General features: G+C 43.7%; 20 protein-coding genes and 1 riboswitch. Of the genes, 6 read left to right on the plus strand and 14 right to left on the minus strand.

The window, feature by feature from the left end; translation table 11 throughout:
- Nucleotides 1–116 precede the first annotated feature (116 nt).
- The 10 genes from ACR65H_RS10440 to ACR65H_RS10485 all read right to left on the minus strand — a co-directional run bounded on the left by ACR65H_RS10440 (nt 117) and on the right by ACR65H_RS10485 (nt 10,020).
- Nucleotides 117–965 carry a MetQ/NlpA family ABC transporter substrate-binding protein gene (locus ACR65H_RS10440; protein WP_440500171.1) on the minus strand — a complete coding sequence of 283 codons (849 nt, stop codon included), beginning with the start codon at nt 963–965 and terminating at the stop codon, nt 117–119.
- A gap of 54 nt (nt 966–1,019) precedes the next feature.
- On the minus strand, nt 1,020–1,688 hold the full coding sequence (locus tag ACR65H_RS10445) for a methionine ABC transporter permease (RefSeq protein WP_440500172.1): 669 nt from the start codon (nt 1,686–1,688) through the stop codon (nt 1,020–1,022).
- Complete coding sequence (locus ACR65H_RS10450) at nt 1,681–2,694, minus strand: methionine ABC transporter ATP-binding protein (RefSeq protein ID WP_440500174.1); 1,014 nt, start codon at nt 2,692–2,694, stop codon at nt 1,681–1,683. The genes ACR65H_RS10445 and ACR65H_RS10450 overlap by 8 nt, the downstream gene beginning before the upstream one ends.
- A 95-nt stretch (nt 2,695–2,789) precedes the next feature.
- Nucleotides 2,790–2,894: riboswitch (SAM riboswitch) on the minus strand.
- 56 nt (nt 2,895–2,950) lie between these two features.
- A complete protein-coding gene (locus ACR65H_RS10455; protein WP_440500175.1) occupies nt 2,951–3,259 on the minus strand; it encodes a thioredoxin family protein in 309 nt (102 codons plus the stop codon).
- A 12-nt stretch (nt 3,260–3,271) separates the two neighbouring features.
- Nucleotides 3,272–3,613, minus strand: coding sequence for a toprim domain-containing protein (locus ACR65H_RS10460; RefSeq protein ID WP_440500176.1), 342 nt, complete (start codon nt 3,611–3,613; stop codon nt 3,272–3,274).
- A 100-nt stretch (nt 3,614–3,713) separates the two neighbouring features.
- Entirely contained in the window at nt 3,714–4,097 is a 384-nt protein-coding gene (gene gcvH, locus ACR65H_RS10465) for a glycine cleavage system protein GcvH (protein WP_440500178.1), read from the minus strand.
- Between the two features lie 80 nt (nt 4,098–4,177).
- Entirely contained in the window at nt 4,178–4,537 is a 360-nt protein-coding gene (locus ACR65H_RS10470) for an arsenate reductase family protein (protein ID WP_440500179.1), read from the minus strand.
- Nucleotides 4,538–4,611: 74 nt separating this feature from the next.
- On the minus strand, nt 4,612–6,399 hold the full coding sequence (locus tag ACR65H_RS10475; RefSeq protein ID WP_440500181.1) for an acyl-CoA dehydrogenase FadE: 1,788 nt from the start codon (nt 6,397–6,399) through the stop codon (nt 4,612–4,614).
- Nucleotides 6,400–6,429: 30 nt separating this feature from the next.
- Nucleotides 6,430–7,605, minus strand: a complete 1,176-nt coding sequence (locus ACR65H_RS10480; protein ID WP_440500182.1) for an acetyl-CoA C-acetyltransferase — start codon at nt 7,603–7,605, stop codon at nt 6,430–6,432.
- A gap of 30 nt (nt 7,606–7,635) precedes the next feature.
- Nucleotides 7,636–10,020, minus strand: a complete 2,385-nt coding sequence (locus tag ACR65H_RS10485) for a 3-hydroxyacyl-CoA dehydrogenase/enoyl-CoA hydratase family protein (protein ID WP_440500183.1) — start codon at nt 10,018–10,020, stop codon at nt 7,636–7,638.
- Between the two features lie 210 nt (nt 10,021–10,230).
- Here ACR65H_RS10485 and ACR65H_RS10490 point away from each other — a divergent pair, with 210 nt between their 5' ends.
- From ACR65H_RS10490 to ACR65H_RS10500, 3 genes are all read left to right on the plus strand, one after another.
- Complete coding sequence (locus ACR65H_RS10490; protein WP_440500184.1) at nt 10,231–10,548, plus strand: thioredoxin family protein; 318 nt, start codon at nt 10,231–10,233, stop codon at nt 10,546–10,548.
- Nucleotides 10,549–10,663: 115 nt separating this feature from the next.
- Nucleotides 10,664–11,119: an STAS domain-containing protein gene (locus ACR65H_RS10495; RefSeq protein WP_440500185.1), complete on the plus strand. Its 456-nt coding sequence runs from the start codon at nt 10,664–10,666 to the stop codon at nt 11,117–11,119.
- 23 nt (nt 11,120–11,142) lie between these two features.
- Nucleotides 11,143–11,658 carry a C39 family peptidase gene (locus ACR65H_RS10500; RefSeq protein ID WP_440500186.1) on the plus strand — a complete coding sequence of 172 codons (516 nt, stop codon included), beginning with the start codon at nt 11,143–11,145 and terminating at the stop codon, nt 11,656–11,658.
- Between the two features lie 34 nt (nt 11,659–11,692).
- Here the strand turns inward: ACR65H_RS10500 and ACR65H_RS10505 are convergent, their stop codons facing one another.
- Entirely contained in the window at nt 11,693–12,589 is an 897-nt protein-coding gene (locus ACR65H_RS10505) for a 5'-3' exonuclease (protein ID WP_440500188.1), read from the minus strand.
- A 79-nt stretch (nt 12,590–12,668) separates the two neighbouring features.
- Here ACR65H_RS10505 and ACR65H_RS10510 point away from each other — a divergent pair, with 79 nt between their 5' ends.
- Together ACR65H_RS10510 and ACR65H_RS10515 are read left to right on the plus strand one after the other, a co-directional pair.
- Nucleotides 12,669–13,901, plus strand: a complete 1,233-nt coding sequence (locus ACR65H_RS10510; RefSeq protein ID WP_440500189.1) for an NAD(P)/FAD-dependent oxidoreductase — start codon at nt 12,669–12,671, stop codon at nt 13,899–13,901.
- A 357-nt stretch (nt 13,902–14,258) separates the two neighbouring features.
- Nucleotides 14,259–14,597 (plus strand): hypothetical protein, encoded by a 339-nt coding sequence (locus ACR65H_RS10515; protein ID WP_440500191.1) that lies wholly within the window; start codon nt 14,259–14,261, stop codon nt 14,595–14,597.
- A 52-nt stretch (nt 14,598–14,649) separates the two neighbouring features.
- Here ACR65H_RS10515 and hutH read toward each other — a convergent pair whose 3' ends face one another.
- Nucleotides 14,650–16,128 (minus strand): histidine ammonia-lyase, encoded by a 1,479-nt coding sequence (gene hutH / locus ACR65H_RS10520; RefSeq protein ID WP_440500192.1) that lies wholly within the window; start codon nt 16,126–16,128, stop codon nt 14,650–14,652.
- 217 nt (nt 16,129–16,345) lie between these two features.
- On the opposite strand from hutH, the gene ACR65H_RS10525 reads away from it, so the two are divergent.
- Nucleotides 16,346–17,053 carry a hypothetical protein gene (locus ACR65H_RS10525; protein ID WP_440500193.1) on the plus strand — a complete coding sequence of 236 codons (708 nt, stop codon included), beginning with the start codon at nt 16,346–16,348 and terminating at the stop codon, nt 17,051–17,053.
- Nucleotides 17,054–17,109: 56 nt separating this feature from the next.
- On the opposite strand, the gene ACR65H_RS10530 is transcribed toward ACR65H_RS10525, so the two are convergent.
- Nucleotides 17,110–18,096 carry a polysaccharide deacetylase family protein gene (locus ACR65H_RS10530; protein WP_440500194.1) on the minus strand — a complete coding sequence of 329 codons (987 nt, stop codon included), beginning with the start codon at nt 18,094–18,096 and terminating at the stop codon, nt 17,110–17,112.
- 48 nt (nt 18,097–18,144) lie between these two features.
- The gene (locus ACR65H_RS10535) at nt 18,145–19,833 is read right to left on the minus strand and encodes a GNAT family N-acetyltransferase (protein ID WP_440500195.1); all 1,689 of its coding nucleotides are present in this window, start codon (nt 19,831–19,833) and stop codon (nt 18,145–18,147) included.
- Nucleotides 19,834–19,869 lie beyond the last annotated feature (36 nt).

A 19,869-nucleotide genomic window follows, 5' to 3' on the forward strand; every position in this document is an offset into this window, starting at 1 on the left:
AACAACAACACCACTTTATCATAGTAAAGAAAAAATGGGAACAGTTATTTTGAGTTTTGTACTTTTAAATGAAAAAACCGTCTACATCCGATTGACGGAAGCAGACGGTTTTTCAATTATTTTACTGGCACGACTGAGCCGCCCCACTCTTTCAACATGAACTCCTGGATTTCCTCGGTTTGCAACACTTCTACGAGTGCTTTGATTGCGGCGCTGTTTTCATCACCTGAACGAACTGTGATAACGTTGACATATGGTGAATCAGTCTCTTCAAGCGCAATTGAATCCTCAAGTGGATTTATACCTGCATCGATGGCATAGTTGGAATTGATGAGAAGTGCGTCGCCTTCACCATTTTTATAAAGTGTCGGCATTAAAGCTGCTTCATAATCGGGTTCAAACTTCAGATTTTTAGGGTTGTCCACGATATCGCCAAGTTCAGCTTTAACTTTATCAACACCCTCAGCAAGTGTGATCAATCCTTCTTTTTCAAGCATTTCAAGCACACGGCCATGATCCGAAACCGAGTTGCTCATAAGGATCGTCGCACCTTCAGGCAATTCATTTAACGATTTATATTTTTTTGAATAAACACCCATTGGTTCGATGTGGATTCCTCCCGCGTTGACAAAGTCATAGCCGAAATCAGCAATTTGACTTTCCAAGTAAGGGATCGTTTGGAAATAGTTCGCATCCAATAGTCCTGATTCCAAGTCTTTATTCGGCAAAATATAATCTTGGTATGTTTCGATTTCCAAGTCAAAGCCTTTTTCCTTCAACAACGGCTTCACTTTTTCCAAAATGACGGCATGCGGCGTGTTGGAAGCGCCGACGACGATTTTAGTCTTCTCTTCCTTCCCACCTGCACTGTTGCTGTTTGCGCCTTCTTCTTTATCTTTCGTTCCGCATGCTGCTAATGCGAGCACAAGAACCGTTAATAATAATGCGGTTAAAATCTTTTTCATCATGTTCTCTCCATTCTTAGTTGGTTTATATAATTAACAGGTACTTCCTGTAAATTATCGTTTGTCCAATTTCCTCACTGCAAAATCGCCGATAATTTGAATCGCAAATACAATAATCAGAATAATAATAGTTGCAACAACCATCACGTCAGAGCGGCTTCGCTGGAATCCTTCATAATACGCGAGGTTCCCGAGTCCGCCTGCTCCTATGACTCCAGCCATTGCTGTATATCCGACAAGCGCAATCGCCGTTACCGTAATTCCCGAAATAAGAGCGGGCATTGATTCGGGCAGCAACACTTTAAAGATGATCGTACTTGTTTTTGCACCCATCGATCTTGCTGCCTCGACTACACCTTTATCAATTTCACGCAATCCGATCATGACCATTCGCGCATAAAATGGTGCAGCCCCGATGACAAGCGCAGGTATTGCAGCTTCTGGACCGCGTATTGATCCGACCAACAATGTCGTAAACGGGATAAGCAAAATAATCAAAATGATAAATGGAATAGAACGAAAAATATTAACAAATGCTCCCGTCACGCCATACACCAATCTATTTTTCCATAATTGCCCCGGACTTGATAAGAATAGAAGAACGCCAAGTGCTAGTCCGAAAACAAATGTATATAAAGTAGAAAGCCCAGTCATATATAACGTTTCAAGAGTTGCTTCCCACATTTTTTCCCAATCTACATTTGGAAATAACTCTTCAATCATTGCCGATCACCTCTGTCTGTACACCTAGCTCATGGAGATAGGCAATCGCCTGATCAACATCATCTTCATTGCCAAGAAGCTGTAATATAAGCGAGCCATAAGCGCCGCCTTTTGTATGGGATATGTTCCCTTGGACGATATTTACATCAATGTCGTATTTTCGAATCAAACTTGCCAACACAGGATGCTCAGTCTTCTCTCCGACAAATGCGAGTTTGATGAGCGTTCCTCCTGGTATATGCGCAAGAACCTGTTCAGTTCCCGCAGGTTCCGTCACTTGGGAAACAAAGCGCTTTGTAATCGGTGCTTGCGGTGATTGGAATACTTCAAGTACGGGACCGATTTCCACCACTTTTCCTGCTTCCATGACCGCCACGCGATGACAGATTTTCCGGATGACATGCATTTCATGTGTGATCAAAACAATTGTTAGCCCAAGCCGTTCATTAATACTTGTTAGAAGATCAAGGATAGCATCTGTCGTTTCCGGGTCTAACGCAGAAGTCGCTTCATCACAAAGCAGCACTTCTGGATCGTTCGCCAACGCCCTTGCGATACCGACACGTTGCTTTTGACCGCCGGACAGTTCCGATGGATAAGCATTTTCTCTGCCGCTCAGACCGACAAGCTCGATCAGTTCTGCCACTTTTCGTTCCCGATCCGCTTTCTTCACTCCGGCGATTTCAAGCGGAAAAGCTATATTCTGTTTAACAGTCCGGGACCAGAGCAAGTTGAAATGTTGAAAGATCATGCTGATTTTTTGTCTTGCTTCCCGAAGCTCTTTACCTGTGAATGCCGATATTTCACGATTTCCAATTTTGATTGTTCCCGTTGTTGGTGTCTCAAGACCATTCAATAAGCGGATCAATGTACTTTTCCCAGCACCACTATAACCGATGATGCCGAAGATCTCTCCCTCATCAATCGTCAAGGAGACGTCATCTACCGCCAAGATTTGATCGTTCGTTGCACCAAAACTTTTCTTAACGTCTTTTAATTGAATCATCATTATCACCTCTACTACTATCTTGTCCAAAATAAAAACCTTTCTGCAGACAAGCAGAAAGGCTACAACGTTTTATAAATAAACGTCCATCCGATCTCTCATCTCTCAAAGCAAACGCTTTGTGTGACTTGGCACCATTTCACTTTCGTGACGGTTGCCGGGCTTCATAGGGCACTTCCCTCCACCTCTCTTTATAAGAGCGACATATTCAGTTAAAGTTAATAGATATACTTATATCATGTCTGTCGGCAGAATGTCAACCTATCTTTTCGAGAAGATGCGGAATGGAATGGAACGCATAGATTTTATGTACTAATTGTCCATCCTTCTGAATTAGTAAACAAGGGACACTTTCAATTTCATAATCGACAGCGAGTTTTTCTACATAATTCATGTCCGCTTTCCCAATGGGCAAGTCAGGTTTCATGGCGGCAATGACTTCAATCATCTTGGAAGCAATTGCACATGTTCCGCACATTGGTGTATATAAATAAAAAATCGATTTTGGAAAATCGACTTTGCTCTTTTCCCATTGTTCACGTGTCCAGTTTTCAATATTGGCCACTATTTATCACCTTCAAAGTAAGAATTCGGAATGCACTTCAAAATTCGCGGCTAGTAGGACGGCTGCAAGCACACGGTATGGAGTCGTTTCAACTTCGCGGTAAGTCCGTTCCGTATAAAGGTGTATCGCTTCAGGAAAATACCTTTTGAATAAAGCTCGGATCTTATCCCCTGACTCATCAGCGTCTAGAAAAACAAACATTTCAAACTCTTCATAAGGCGTTAGCATCTCTTCGATCCGATACGGACTGACTGTCCCGTTCGTGCAAATGATTTCAACCGGTTCTGCAAGCACCTTTTGCAATCTTTTCCGGTCCGATCCACCTTCAACGATCAAGACTTTTTGACTGTCCATCTGCCCGCCTCCTTAAAGGATACCCATATGCACAGAATTAATTGTTTGGTTTCCATTGAAAAAAGCGCCGGAGTCATAGATCCAGGCGCTACTTTTACGATTACTCGCCGACAGTCATTTTTTCGTAGTCTTCAGCTGACATAAGTGCATCAAGCTCAGATTCATCCGAAGCTTCTACAACAACCATCCAAGCACCTTCATATGGAGATTCATTCACCAATTCAGGGCTGTCTTCCAATTCTTCGTTTACTTCAACTACTTTACCGCTGATAGGAGCGTATAGTTCGGATACTGTTTTCACCGATTCAACACTACCGAACGGCTCGTCCGCTTTCAACTCATCTCCAACTTGTGGCAATTCAACGAATACGATATCGCCAAGTTCGGATTGTGCAAAATGTGTAATACCGATACGATACTTTCCGCTTTCATCTTTTACCCACTCGTGTTCTTCTGAATAACGCAAGTCTTTAGGTGTGCTCATCCCATAACCCTCCATAAGTAAACATTTATTGATTCACATTCAATTTTGACATATTCCGAAGCTAAAGACAAGAAGGTATATTATGCTCCCCATACTTCTTGGTACTCATCTTCCTTAAAGCCGACAGTCACTTTTGAGCCGTCTGTTACAATCGGTCTTTTCATGAGCATGCCATCTGTAGCGAGCAAGCTCATTTTTTCATCATCCGTCATTTCTGGGAGCTTGTCCTTCAAGTTCAAATCACGGTATTTCATTCCGCTCACGTTGAAGAACTTCTTAATATCAAGACCTGAATTCGCGATCATTTCCTTCAGTTGCTCTTTTGTCGGCGGGTTTTCAGCGATGTTGATGTCCTCGAATTCAAGCCCGGCGTTTTCCAACCATTTTTTCGCTTTCCTGCAAGTCCCGCATTTCGGATATCCGTAATAAGTCATAGCCATTTCGCAACACCTCCATTTTTCTCAAGTATAACAGAGAAACCGCCCAGGTATAAAATAACCTGGGCGGTGTACGATCAAACGATGTATTTTTCAGCATCGATCAATTTGACGGATGCTTCACGTTTTTTCGCGATAATATTATACGGATTCGAACGTGTCAACTTGCGGAGTGCAGAAAGCATCATCCGTTGGTTATCGCCTTCAACGGATGCAAGAAGGGTCTCCTTCGCATCCTTTTCAATTGCTTCGAACGCTTCTTGGCAGAAGATTTCTGTGTAAAGGATTTTTTGTTTCTCCTTCTCTTCCCCGTTTTTCGCAATCGCTTTTTCTGTCCGGAGTAACGCAGATTCCATAGCGAAGATGTTGTTTGCAATATCAGCGATATTCACAAGAACTTCCTGCTCTGATTCCAGTTTCGTACCGAAACGTTGAGCAGCCATACCTGCTGCAAGCAAACCGATTTTCTTCGCGTTTTTCACAAGCACCTTTTCTTGAGCAAGTGCTTCGTCGCCAATTTCTTCAGGCATCATCATGAGCAGTTCTTCCTGCAAGCTTTGCGCCTGTTCAAGCAATGGCAGTTCGCCTTTCATCGCTTTTTTCAAAAAAGTGCCTGGAACGATCATGCGGTTGATTTCGTTTGTTCCTTCAAAGATACGGTTAATGCGGGAATCACGGTAAGCTCGCTCCACTTCGTATTCTTGCATGAAGCCATATCCGCCGTGCAATTGAACAGCTTCATCGACAACATAGTCAAGTACTTCGGAACCGACAACTTTGTTGATGGAGCATTCGATTGCGTATTCAGCAATGGAAGCTGCAACCGCTTTTCCGTCTTTTTGCTGTTCTGGCGTCATTTGGCTGTTGCGTTCTTCAAAATAACCGACTGTGCGGTAAATTAAGCTTTCTGCTGCATAGATCTTTGAAGCCATTGTCGCAAGCTTCTCTTTTGTTAGATTGAATGACGAAATCGGTGTCTTGAATTGTTGACGCTGATTTGCATACGTAACCGCCAATTCAAAAGCCCGTTTAGAACCTCCAACTGTGCCTACTCCTAGTTTGTAGCGGCCGATATTCAAAATGTTGAATGCGATAATATGTCCTCTACCTACTTCACCAAGAAGGTTTTCAACCGGCACTTGTGCATCTTCAAGGATAAGCGTGCGTGTGGAAGACGACTTGATTCCCATCTTCTTTTCTTCTGCTCCGACAGACACGCCAGGGAATTCCCTTTCGACGATGAATGCCGAGAATTTATCGCCGTCTACTTTTGCATAAACAACGAATACATCCGCAAATCCAGCGTTTGTAATCCATTGTTTTTCACCGTTCAAAACATAGTGCGTGCCTGCTTCGTTCAATCTCGCAGTTGTTTTGGCCCCAAGTGCATCTGAACCGGAACCTGGCTCAGTCAACGCATAAGCTGAGATTTTGTCACCCGTCACTGAATTCGGCAAGTATTTTTTCTTTTGTTCTTCGTTACCGAAGAGGACGATAGGCAATGTACCGATTCCTACATGCGCTCCGTGGGTGATGGAGAAGCCGCCTGCTACAGACATCTTTTCGGATATCAAAGCGGATGAAATCTTGTCAAGGCCTAAGCCGTCATATTCTTCTGGTACGTCTGCTCCAAGAAGACCAAGGTCTCCTGCGGATTTGAGTAGTCTGACAGAATGCTCAAATTCATGGTTTTCTAATTTTTCAACGACAGGTAGTACTTCGTTTTTGACGTAGTCTTCTGTTGTTTTTGCGATCATTTTTTGTTCATCTGAAAAATCCTCAGGTGTAAACACGCGTGATGCGTCGATTTCTTCGATAAGGAATGCTCCTCCACGAATGAAATCCTTTGTTGTTGTTTCAGTCATTTTATTATTCCTCCCTTATTTTTCATCAAATTAAAGCAGCTCAAACACTCCGGCTGCGCCCATTCCGCCGCCGATGCACATTGTGACGACGCCGAATTGTTTGCCTTGGCGTTTCAATTCATTCATTAGCTTCAAAGTCAAAACAGAGCCAGTTGCGCCAAGTGGATGGCCTAAAGCAATTGCGCCGCCGTTGACGTTCACTTTATCCATATCCAAGCCTAAGTGGCGGATGACTTGCAATGACTGAGATGCGAATGCTTCATTCAATTCCCATAGATCGATATCCTCAATGGAAAGTCCCGCAAGCTTCAGCGCTTTCGGAACAGCTTCAATCGGTCCGATACCCATCACTTCAGGGGGCACGCCTCCTACAGCAAACGAACGGAATTTCGCGATTGGCTTCAAGCCTTTCCCTTCAGCGATTTCACGGTCCATGACTAGCACAGATGCAGCTCCGTCAGACGTTTGCGATGCATTTCCTGCGGTGACAGAACCTTTCACTGAGAAAGCTGGGCGTAATTTCGCCAACACTTCCATCGATGTGCCCGTTCGCACGCCTTCGTCCATTTCAAACAGGACTGTTTTCTCTTGATATTTTCCTTTTTCATCGACGAATCGTTTCACAACTTCTACTGGGACGATTTCATCTACGAATTTCCCTTCAGCGATTGCTGCAGCCGCTTTTTCATGGGAACGAACTGCAAATGCATCTTGGTCTTCTCGACTGACGCCATATTTTACTGCCACTTGTTCGGCTGTATGGCCCATTCCCATATAATATTGGGGAGCTGTTTCAGCAAGCTTGAAGTTCGGTCGGATCGTATTCCCCATCATGGGTACCATACTCATCGATTCGACGCCGCCAGCGATGATCGCCTCGGAATGACCAAGCATGATCCGCTCAGCAGCATATGCGATTGATTGGAGACCCGAAGAACAGAACCGGTTAACCGTAATGGCAGGCGTTGTATCAGGTAATCCTGCAAGCGCCCCGATATTGCGAGCGACGTTCATTCCTTGCTCCGCTTCCGGCATTGCACATCCAATGATTAAGTCATCGATCGGACCGTCGTATCCATTTGCACGTTTTAATGTTTCTTTAATTGTTAAAGCACCTAAATCATCCGGGCGAACAGTTGCTAGAGAGCCACGGCCCGCTTTCCCGACCGGTGTCCTGGCACCTGCTACAATTACTGCTTCACGCATTTGACTTCCTCCTTTTGCTATATGTGCAGATCAGTTGCGCAGCGGCTTCCCTTTAAGGAGCATATGCTGCATACGTTGTTGGGATTTCGGTTCTTGGACTAGGCTCAGGAACGCTTCCCTTTCAAGGTCCAACATGTATTGTTCATCGACAAGTGTTCCATACGGCACTTTTCCGCCGGATAAAACAAATGCAAGCTTTTTCGCTATTTTCAAATCGTGCTCACTAATATATCCTGACAGGTACATACCTTCAGCCCCAAGAAGCATCGTTGCATACCCGGAATCTCCGGTTACTGGGATTTTCTCTTTCTTCGGCGGTGTGTAGCCCGCTTCATGCAGTGCAAGCGCGGCCTGCTTCGCGTCGTAAATCAAGTGATCAGGATTGACGCTTATACCGTCTGCAAAGTTTAGGAAGTTATTTTCCCGTGCCTCTTCGGCTGAAGTTGACACTTTCGCCATCGCAATCGTTTCAAACACTTTATTTGCGACGTATTGGTAATCAACTTGCACACCGTGCGGCAAACCTTTCAAATGCTTCGTGTATAGATTGACGTTGCCGCCGCCACCAGGAATCAAACCGACACCGACTTCGACCAAGCCGATATACGTTTCCATTGAGGCTTGAATATGCGCTGCCGGCAAGCTTACCTCCGCTCCCCCGCCAAGCGTCATTTGGAATGGCGCCGCGACGACCGGCTTTCGGCTGTACTTTATTTTCATCATTGCAGCTTGGAATGAACGGATAATAAAATCAAGCTCAAAGATGTTATCGTCTTGTGCTTCCATAAGAATCATGCCAAGGTTCGCACCTACACAGAAGTTCTTTCCTTGGTTTCCGATTACGAGGCCTTTATAGTTTTTCTCCACTTCGTCAATTGCAAAATTAATCATTTGAATAATATCAGGGCCGATTGCATTTGCTTGTGAATGAAACTCCAAAAGAGCAATACCGTCACCAAGATCAATTAGACTGGCGCCTGAGTTCTTTTTGATGACACCATGCTTTTTCTTATACCGTTTCAAGTCGATCGCTTTTTCATTGACTGGCACCGGCTTATATCCTTCTCCGTCATAGAAGTATAGGTCGCCTTCCTCTTCTTTGTAGAAAGATTCAACACCGTTTTCGAGCATTTTTTCTACAAATGGAGGAATTTTGGCACCTTCCTCTTTCATCTTCTCAACTGATTTGGCAACTCCGATTGCATCCCAAACTTCGAATGGTCCCTGCTGCCATCCGAAGCCCCATTTCATCGCATTGTCGATTGCAACGATATCGTCCGCGATTTCACCCGTCAATTCAGCTGAATAGCGAAGCGTCGGCGAAAGGATGCTCCAAAGGATTTCTCCTGTCCGATCATTAGCGTATACGAGCGTCTTCACTTTGTTCGAAAGGCCTTTTTGTTGCTTAGCCATTTCCATTGAAGGCGTTTTCATTTTTTTCATCGGTCCGTATTCAAATGTCTTTGGATCCAATTCAAGAATCTCTTTGCCTTCCTTCAAGTAAAATCCTTGCTTCGATTTCGCTCCGAGCCAGCCATTATCAATCATTTTCTTCATGAACGGCGGAAGCTCAAACACTTTCTGCTCTTCGCCTTCCGTCTTGTCATACGCATTTTTAGCAACATGCATGAATGTATCCAATCCGACTACATCTAATGTGCGGAAAGTAGCGGATTTCGGCCGGCCGATCAATGTTCCTGTCACCGAGTCGACTTCGCCGATTGAATAGCCTCTCTTCTCCATTTCGCGAAGTGTTACGAGAAGGCCATACGTTCCAATTCGGTTCGCAATGAAATTTGGTGTGTCTTTGGCGATGACGACACCTTTTCCTAAACGATCCTCTCCAAACTTCAATAAAAATGCGAGAACTTCAGGATCCGTCTTTTTCGTCGGAATCACTTCAAGCAGCTTCAAATAGCGCGGCGGATTAAAGAAGTGAGTTCCGAGGAAATGCTTTTGGAAGTCTTCTGAACGTCCTTCTGCCATCGCTTCAATGCTGATGCCTGAAGTGTTGGAGCTGATAATTGTCCCCGGTTTCCGTACTGCATCTATTTTTTCATACAAACTCTTTTTAATGTCCAAATTTTCAACGACGACTTCGATAATCCAGTCAACGTCTTTCAATTTTTCCAAGTCATCCTCGAAATTGCCGACTTCAATTAGTGATAGGTTTTGTTTGGCAGCCAATGGTGCCGGCTTCTGCTTCAAAAGTTTCTCCAAAGCAGTCGCCGCAAATTTATTGCGGACTTGTGGGTTTTCCAATGTAAGGCCCTTTGCTTCTTCCTGTTCTGTCAGCTTGTTTGGAACGATGTCCAGCAGAAGGACAGGAATGCCGATGTTGGCGAGATGGGCTGCAATGCCAGATCCCATTACACCTGAACCTAATACTGCCGCTTTCTTGATTTGATATGCCACGTTGCGAAGCCTCCCTTTTTCTTTTGAATGAACACTCATTCATTTTATGAGCAAAAAAAATAGAAACAGTCTCTATATCTATCAGTCTAAATCATTCTCTTCTTTTTCGCAATATTGAAATGTATTTTTTCCCTATTTTTTGTTATGGGCATTTTTCTATGTTCATTCATGAAAAGAAGGTACACTACATACTAAAGGAGTGTGGTTAATATGAAATCAATTACTACAGTAGAAGAATTCAACAGAGTCATTAACAGCGACAACAAATCCCTTATCAAATTCCAAGCTGGATGGTGTCCGGACTGCACGCGCATGGATATGTTCATCGATCCGATCGTGAAGGAATATGATACGTATACATGGTATGACGTGGACCGTGATGTATTGCCCGAGATTGCAGAGAAGTACGAAGTAATGGGAATTCCTAGTTTGCTCATTTTCCAAAACGGAGAGAAAAAGGCACACTTACATAGTGCAAACGCCAAAACTCCAGATCAAGTAACCGATTTTCTTGAAACTGTGAAATAAATTAATTATATAATTAAAGGAGGAGGCCATCCAATAGGTCTCCTCCTATTTTATTCTGCCTCTTTTCTATCGGTTTATCGTATAATAAAAGAAAATGCATATACCGAGGTGCCAAATGGATTACGAAAAAGAAATAGAAACATATAAAAAAAGAATTGCCGACTTGGAAGAGTCCATCAAAAGATCATCCGTACCCATCATTTCATCAGTTGTCGATAACACAATTCTAGTTCCGGTTGTTGGCTATACGGGAGCAGAGCGGTTTGAGCTGATCCGTACCCTCGTCTTAGAATATCTTGACAAGCACCGTAATGTAATTTGTGTCATTTTCGATTTTACGGCTGCTGATTTGAATGAGAAGGAATTGCATGAATATGACTCGCTCGCGCTTGAACTGCAAATGCTGTACAATACGTTGAAACTGATGGATGTCCGACCGATCTCAGTCGGTTTCAATCCGCAAATCGTCAGAAAGATCATTGCTGCTGGAGTCCAAATGGACTTTGAATCATATATCAATTTCAGGATGGCACTTAAAGTCCTTCTAAAAGAACAGAAAGCTTCGCTATAATTCGGTTAGTGGAGGGATAGTAAATGAAACAGGTGGAAGGTTTTCAAGGTCAATCACAATATAATGACGAAATCGATATACGTTTCCAGCCTTCCGCCTGCGGTCCGGTAACTGCATTCACCATCCTCCGACATCATCTCCATAATTCCACCATTAACGTAAATGAACTGTACCGAATTCTTGGTGGGACTCGAATTGGACTGTTTAAATGGCGTTTCATCCGCAACATGCGAAAACTGCTCGGTTCAGGATGGAAAGTTGCACATTGTACCATTGAGGAATTGAAAGAGGAAATCAATGAAGGACGACCAGTTGCGGCAAAGTTCGATAAATGGTTCACTTTTCATTGGTTCGGCGAATATGCCTTTGATTATCATTGGGTTCCGGTCATTGGTTATAGAGAAGACGATAGTGGACTAACGCTACTCGTTCATGACAATGGAGGAAGGAACCGCGAAAGCCGAATCCGCGCTATTCCGTATGAACCTAACAAGCCAATTTTATCGTTTATAAAGATTAGAAAAACCACTGCCAAGTAAGCAGTGGTTTTTCGTTCTTATTAAACGCCAGCGATTAAGCAATCAATTCCGGAAATAAAGAGTTCAGCTGTCTTATGACCATAGAATAGCCTCTCTCTTCTAATTGTTCCCTCACTCCCGAGAAATCAGGAAGGCTTAATTGCTCGATAGGCTCATCAAAATCAAGCTCGCAATGGATTTGTGCTAGCTGTTTTGATAAAAGCAGCATATCCATATCCGCTTCAATCTTCTTCCTCATTCCTGGTGCGAGTTCCGCCAATGACTCGATGACATTTTCAACTGTTCCATATTCTTTCACGAGTTTCAACGCTGTTTTCGGGCCGATCCCCTTTACGCCCGGATAGCCATCACTCGTATCTCCCGTGAATGCTTTCACTTCGACAAAACGCTCCGGAGTAATCTCGTATTCTTCAACGAACCGCTCTTCGGAATAAATATCATATACATTGTACCCTTTTTTCATGAAGGCGATTTTCACACCAGGACGCAATAGCTGTAAAAGGTCCTTGTCTCCCGTGACAATGGTGATATCTGCCTTGCCTTCCCATTCACAAACGAGCGAGCCGATCAAATCGTCAGCTTCCATCCCTGGAATTCCGTAGTTCTTCCAACCGATCAGTTCGGATAATTCCCGTGTCATGTCAAATTGCGGCACAAGCTCCGGTGCTGGTTCAGGACGGTTTGCTTTATAGCCGTCAAACAAATCATTCCTGAATGTATGTGCACCCATATCCCAACAAACCGCCATATGGGTTGGATTGAAAATTGAAGCTGCCGTCAATGCATGTCGAGCGAATCCTTGAACTCCGTTTGTCGGTACTCCTGCGTCGTTTGGAAAATAATGTCCCATCGCTGAAGTTGCAAAAAACGATCTGAATAATAAAGCCATGCCGTCTACTAGTAAAATATGCGGCTTATGTTCGTCAGTCATTGCTATCATCTCCTAAAATTTTGTATTTCGCTTTTCTCCCCACTAGTAAATGGGTATAGAAAAGGAAGGGGGTATACTTATGGATTTACATAAAGGTTCATTGTATTGGCCGACAACTTATCAATCAACTCATAGAAAAAAACAAACAAAAAAAGAGGATTGCTATGATGCAGTCATCGTTGGAGGCGGTATATCAGGCGCATTGACCGCTTTATCCTTAGTAGAACGAAATTTAAAAATCGCAGTTTTAGATAAAAGGCAACTTGCGGCTGGAAGCACGTCCGCGAATACAGGTCTTCTGCAATACTCTAATGATATCATGCTTCATGAATTGATTGAACAGATCGGTCTAAACGATGCTGTTCATTTTTACAGGAACTGCCTAGAAGCGGTAGGACAATTGGAGAATGTCGCCAGCCAACTGTCAGTCGATCCTCATTTCATGCGTAAAGAAAGTATTTATTACGCAAGTGATGAGGACGATGTGGTGAAGATTGAAAAAGAGTATCAAACATTGACGAAATACGGCTTTCCCTGCACCTATTGGGGCAAGGAATCGTTACTAAGCAATACCGGCATCAATCGACCATGCGCCATTGTGACATTCAGGGATGCGGAAGTGAATCCTTATGCATTTGCAAATGGAATTTTCGACCTTGCGGAAACGAAGGGAGCTCACCTATTCGAATTCACGGAAATGCTGGATGTGAATGAGTTTGAAGATATACTTAGAATCTCTACAACAGATGGAGACATGCAAACTAAAAATATCATTTTCACGACCGGCTACGAAACATTACCGATTGGTAAACGGAACGGCGCGGATATTAACCGGTCATACGTCATCGTGACCGAGCCGCTGGGAGAGGTGCCCGCTTGGTATGATAATGCGCTTATTTGGGAGACAAAACGCCCTTATCTTTATATGAGAACGACTGCAGACAGGAGGATCATCGTTGGAGGATTAGATGAAAACAATGGCGTGGTCGAAATTTCGGATGATCTGCTTACAAAACGTGGTAATGAATTGCGAGATAAATTTAATGAAGTCTTTCCACATTTGGAAATAAAAATAGATTACGCGTATTGTGCCACCTTCGGGGAATCTCTAGACAATTTGCCATTCATTGGCGAACATCCACATAGAAAAAAACATTTTTATCTATTGGGGTACGGAGGAAATGGCACGGTCTACAGCATGCTTGGCGCAGAAATACTTGCTGATCAGCTATGTAGAATTAAACACCCTGCAGCACATATTGTGCAGTTGACTAGAAATGCTGAGGAAGTGAATGGGGAGATGATTTTATAATAGAGTTGGAGGGCTCCCCTCTCACTTTGGACGAGCGGCGACTCGCTTTGGACGCGCGGCGGCTCGCTTTGGACGCGCGGCGACTCACTTTGGACGCGCGGCGACTCACTTTGGACGCGCGGCGGCTCACTTTGGACGCGTGGCGGTTCGCTTTGGACGCGCGGCGGCTCACTTTGGACGCGTGGCGACTCACTTTGGACGCGCGGCGACTTGCTTTGGACGCGCGGCGGCTCACTTTGGACGCGCGGCGACTTGCTTTGGACGCGCGGCGGCTCACTTTGGACGCGCGGCGGCTCACTTTGGACGCCCGGCGACTCGCTTTAGACGCGCGGCGACTTGCTTTGGACGCGCGGCGGCTTGCTTTGGACACGCGGCGGCTCACTTTGGACGCGCGGCGACTTGCTTTGGACGCGAGGCGGCTCACTTTGGACGCGCGGCGGCTCACTTTGGACGCCCGGCGGCTCGCTTTGGACGCGCGGCGGCTCACTTTGGACGCCCGGCGACTCGCTTTGGACGCGCGGCGACTCGCTTTGGACGCGGAGCGGTTCGCTTTGGACGCGCGGCGACTCGCTTTGGACGCGCGGCGGCTCACTTTGGACGCGCGGCGGCTCGCTTTGGACGCGCGGCGACTCACTTTGGACGCGCGGCGGCTCACTTTGGACGCGCGGCGACTTGCTTTGGACGCGATATAAATAAAGACTGCCGCGGTAATCTAGTCTTCCCTGACCTCCCGCGCAGCCTCTACTAATTATTTATTCAAGTAGTCTGCAATCTTTTCAATATCCGGTCCAAAGATCCGGTCTTCATCAATCGGTTTTACGATTTGCAGAAGTCCTTCAAGTGCCTTGCGCGTTTTCGGCGCCATATTTTCAACACCACGGAAAGTACAGCCCGTCATGGCGCATAGCGCTTCAATTGCCAATACATTTCTAGCATTCTTAATAATTTGCTGTGCATGCCTGGAACCGATCGTCCCCATCGACACATGATCTTCTTGGTTGCCGGAAGATGGAATTGAATCGACGGATGCCGGATGTGCCAGTGTTTTATTTTCCGACACAAGGCTCGCTGCTGAGTATTGCAAAATCATCGCTCCTGATTGTAATCCAGGCTGCGGGCTAAGGAAAGGCGGCAGTCCTTCGTTCAATTGAGGATTGACAAGTCGCTCAATACGACGCTCGGATATATTCGCGAGTTCAGCTACACCAATTTTCAAAAAGTCCATCGCAAATGCGATAGGCTGCCCGTGGAAATTTCCGCCCGACACGACAATTTCACCGTCTTCAAAGATGAGAGGGTTGTCTGTCGCCGCATTCATTTCAATCTCCAATTTTTCTTTCACATAAGAAAGCACTTGCCAGCTAGCTCCGTGGACTTGCGGGATGCAACGGATTGAATAGGCGTCTTGAACGCGCGTCTCTCCCTGTGATGTCGTAAGGCGGCTATCCTCCAGCCAATCCAATATTCTAGCTGCAACATCCACTTGCTCTCTATAACCGCGTGCCTCATGAATTGCTGGATGAAAAGCATCTGTAATCCCATGTAACGCTTCCATTGTCATAGCGGCGATCCATTCGCTGCTATATGCGAGCTTCTCTGCCTCCAAGTAATTAACGACTCCTTGCGCCGTCATTGCCTGCGTGCCATTAATCAACGCAAGTCCTTCCTTCGCTTCAAGAACGATCGGCTCTATTCCGAATTCCTTCCAAATTTGCTCTGCAGGCACATGCCCGCCATCTTTCCAAACAAATCCTTCCCCTAACAGCACTAACGCCAAATGAGATAGCGGTGCAAGGTCTCCTGACGCACCGAGCGACCCTTGTTGCGGTATGACAGGGCGGATTCCATTATTCACCATGAATGCAAAACGTTCCAGCACCTCTACTCGTATGCCCGAAAAGCCTTTCAACAACGCATTCAAACGCAGTACGACCATAGCCCGCGATACAGTTTCAGAAAAAGGTTCACCAACGCCGCAAGCATGTGAGCGAATTAAATGCAATTGTAATGCCTTCGTATCTTTTTCATCAATTTTCACATCGCTGAATTTGCCGAAGCCAGTATTAATGCCATATACCGTTTTATCATTCTCGACGATTCGATTAACAGCTTCCCTGCTTTTTCGCACGCGTTCTAAAGCATCAACATTTAACTCAACCTGTTTCCCTTTATATAAAATACTTTCCATTTGTTCGAGTGTTAGAGAGGCTCCAGTTAATTCAATCATCCAAAACATCCTTTCATCTAAAAAAAATCGTATTCATACTGTCATCGTACACGAAGTTAAAAGGATTTTGGCGATTTTTACGAAAATTTGTTCTATAGTAATGTGATGTTGTTTTAGTGTGGTGATGTAGTAGAAAAATTTTTCCTTACCCAAGAGTCCAACCCATTTCTCTCATAGGGACATAAGATAGGAGGAATCGCTTGAAGGGAGAGAAATGATGACGAACATGAATTACGAAGAAGAACAGTGGTATCCACAACTACCGGAAGGATATACAGGGGAGGTTGATGGAATGCAAGGACAGGGAATGGGTGGATTCATGCCGGGTACTGGCATGCCAAACTACGGAACGGACTGGATGTCCTCTATGGGAATGCAATATCCTGAAATGAATTGGGGAGAGTACAACGGGGTGGCACAATTTGGAATACCGGGATTTCCAGGATTTCCTCCAGGGCAAGGCAGACCGGGCTTCCCAGGCGGCGGATTTCCTCCGGGTCAAGGCGGGCCAGGTTTTCCAGGAGGATTTCCACCAGGGCAAACACCAGGGTTTCCAGGTGGCGGATTTCCTGGTGGTGGATTTCCAGGCAGCGGATTCCCAGGCGGCGGATTCCCAGGCGGTGGATTCCCGCCGGGGCAAGGCGGTCAAGGCGGACAACAAGCGCCATCTTCACCACCACCAAACTACACACCATCCTACCCGGGTGGGAATCAAGCGCAGCTTTTCGCAGTAGACCCAGGTGCTATTAGAGGATGTCTATTCAGATACACTTACGTCTGGACATCAAGACGTAATGGATTCTGGTACTTCCCTACATTCGTCGGTCGTACATCTGTGGCAGGATACCGCTGGAGACCTAGCCGTCGACGTTGGGAGTATTTCGGTATTGACTTGAATCGGATTGACCAATTTACTTGTTTTTGACGAACCTTACAAAGTAAACCTCCATCCAGTTCAATCTTGGATGGAGGTTTTCCCATTCATCTATTCACCGTTAATACTATGTCCGAGGCTTCTGCCATACTAAGACTCTCGAAGCCGTATTCACTCCTCAATTGCGATACTAACTGTAGAATCTCAGTCAAAAATTGAATATTTTCATCGATGTTTTTACCGAAATTATGAGGATGCCACCAGAGATGAAACACTTCACCTCTCCGAGCGGCGTGCGTTAGGCTTTTTTTAATTCTTCTTAAACGCAAAGGTTCTAAAATCTTCAACCTGGCAATGTAAGGCCTTAAAAATCTGCTGGAAGGCAAGTTGACGATCGGTTCTGTCTCAACTTCAGTCATCGGATACGTATCATGTCCGCAAATATTAAAATAACTATCCAATAATCTAAGTACTCTTTTCAGAATCCCTTCGCTATGGAAACGACTTGCCCTATAAGGCCATCCTAGTTCATTTCCTCTAAAACATTGAACCCCGTGCTTTTTACATACTTGTAAATAACTTTGATTCATCTGGTTTCTTGGAAACACTAGCGATTTAACAACATGGCCGTTTCCATTTGCAATGTTTATCGCGGCTTGTAAGTCCGCTTCAAAACTTTCTTCGTTTTGTCCTTTTTCTAAACAATAGTAGTGTGAAAATGTGTGTGTTGCAATTTCTTGATTCGGATATATTTCAATTTGTTTTATTAATGACTTTGCATAATGAAACAAGTCACTTTTCTCATCTGTTCCAATATCGTTTAGTTTTTTATAGGGAGAAAAATTACTGTTTTCATAGTTTGGTTGGATTGAAGGCAGACTATTCAACAACTCTTTTTTATTTTCACAATAGAGCATTCCCACAATTGCCCATGTAGCATGAATATCATAGCGTTGAAATAATTCTAGCATTTGCGGTATTGCTTCTCGAACACCTAAGAGATTTTCTTTATATTTTTCTAATGGAACAACATCATGTACCCCCCAATTCAATTCAAAATCAAGCGAGATGATGATTGCTCCTTTTTTGCTCACACTATTCTTCTTGAATATGAATTCTCCTAACCTTTGTTTTAATAGATTTCATCCTGAATCTTCTAGAGGTTTAATGATCTCTTTTACAAAACCACAATACGTCCTTTTGAACACATATTTCCTTATTGTAAATCCTAAATCTTCCAGTTTGGCTATTTTGTATGTAGCCCCTTCCTCAACGCTCACATACAGAGTACTAGCCGCATTTTTTCTTTTCACGAATGAACATATTTTCTCCAAGTTTTCAACCGACCAATTTTGTAAGGAGGCTGAACTCTTATGAAGTTCTTCTGCATAAGATATGTTTTCAATACGTAATACTCTTTCATTCAACCAAAAGATTGAATTCATAGACAAACAATCTGCGGGATAATATCCTTGATAACCGGCAAATAACTTTTTAGAAATTTCCTTCATATAGCTATTTGCAATACTAGGACAATCTACAGCATCTCCAATCGTCAATTCGTGAAAGTCCCCTGTATCAGGTAAATCCGGAAGATCTTTATTCTCTATTTTATAAACAATGTACTTCTTTCTATCATATAAATACTTTTTGACCCGAGTCCAATACGCTACTATTTCTTCCTTAATTGCTTTTGATTCTGTATTTCTGAATAGATTCCTAGTAACGAAAAGCATCTTTCCAATTGTATTTCGGATAAATAGAACGAAGCGGTAATTTTTTTTCATTCGCTCTCGCAAAGATTCCTTCAATGTAAAAAAGCGTCGAATAGACTTTCCGATCACCGAATTAGAAGAAAAAATCATTTTACTTGTATAATCTTCACCTGTATTCAATTCGAATTTGGATGGTTCATATCCAATACTTAAATCAAATATTATAATTCCATTTCTTTTACATTGTAATGTCTTTTGTTTTTCCAAAATTACTCCCGGACCGAACACATCGAAATCATCATCATAGCTCTTTACATACCCAACAAATCTTTCCCGACAAAGGAAACCATACTGAAAAGCAATCATCCTGTCGTTTATATAAAGTCCATCTATTTCAGTTTGCATTGGCCCTTCGTGAATACGAGCAAGACTGCGAAAAAACGCTTTTCCTCTATCACTCGTAAAATCACTTGTAGTCCTTCTTTTCTTCCACCTTTTATCAAACAATTGAAAGACCGAATCCAAGTCTTCTTGGCCGCTTTGTAAAAACTTCACTGCTCCATTTTTTCGTAATCGCTTTTCCCTTCTATCAATCCGATAAAGTCTTTTTCTTTTGCTGCTAAATTCTTCAAGATCTATTTCTCCCAAATGAATAAAGGGGGTGACCACTCGATGAATCGAAAAGTTATATTTTCGTTTCTCTAGATAAGCCTCTATCCTTTCCGGAGTTTTGTCACTTTCAAGTAATCCATGTAAATTAAAAACAACGTTCTTTTGTACTTTTACTAGTTCATCAAATACGAATTCGATGACATCTTCCTTCAAATGATTATAAACAACGAAATCCATATAATTTGCGATTCCGAGAGCTATAAAAGAATACGTATGTCCGAACCATCTACTTTTGTGGATAAAAGGAAAAAATCCAATTGGTCTTCCATCTAATTTTACGAGTATAATTTCTACATCGTATACATCGCCAAAATGCTTCCACCATTCATAAACCCAGACAAATTCGATAAACGGATTTGTATTCTGATTTTCCTCCAAGATGAGCGACCAATCATCCTGGTACTTATCAAGTTGATCTAGCGATGTAATCCGTGCAAGCTCCATATTTTCCTCCTTTCAATAGTATGATTCATCCTACTT

The organism is Sporosarcina sp. SAFN-015 (assembly GCF_059415085.1).